Raw genomic sequence first — 497 nt, 5'->3', positions numbered from 1 at the left:
CTTCATAGCTGCTGCGCCAGCTGCCGTTAAGGACTTTCGGCAAAACGTCATCGAGAGGTGCCGGGTGGCCGATATAAGCGATGTGGCCGTCGCGGTCGACCACGAACGAGGTGGGAATCCCGAACGAAGAGCTGGGTTCCAGCCAGAGCTTTTTCATTTCGCCAGTGCAATCGAACGCTGTCCGATAATTCAGATTCGGGAACTTCTCGGTCAGCCAGGCATCCACGTTGGTCCGCGCTTCGTCCGCGGTTGCAGCCTTTTCGCAAGCTGCGACTCCGATAATCTCAAATCCGCTGTCTTTATATTTCTCCTGCAGTTCGATCAAATGGGGCATGGCGTGGACACATGGTCGGCACCAAGTCGCCCAAAATTCAACGAGGTAGACCTTGCCGGGCCGAAGGCTCGTGAGGGGCTCGCCACGCAGCCAGTTCTCCACTTTCAGCGCAGGAGCCGGGGACCCCATACGCAGTTCCATCTTGGTGTCCAAAGTCATTCCA

1 protein-coding gene is annotated in these 497 nt (G+C 56.9%); it reads right to left on the bottom strand.

What is annotated here, in order from left to right:
- On the bottom strand, positions 1 to 475 hold a 475-nt coding region (locus tag E5X34_RS32665), incomplete at its 3' end, for a TlpA disulfide reductase family protein (protein WP_292088179.1).
- Between the last annotated feature and the right edge of the window lie 22 nt (positions 476 to 497).

Source organism: Mesorhizobium sp. (assembly GCF_004963255.1).
Lineage (GTDB): Bacteria > Pseudomonadota > Alphaproteobacteria > Rhizobiales > Rhizobiaceae > Mesorhizobium.
Note: the sequence above shows the minus strand (reverse complement) of the source record. Positions and strands in the feature narration are given on the sequence as shown.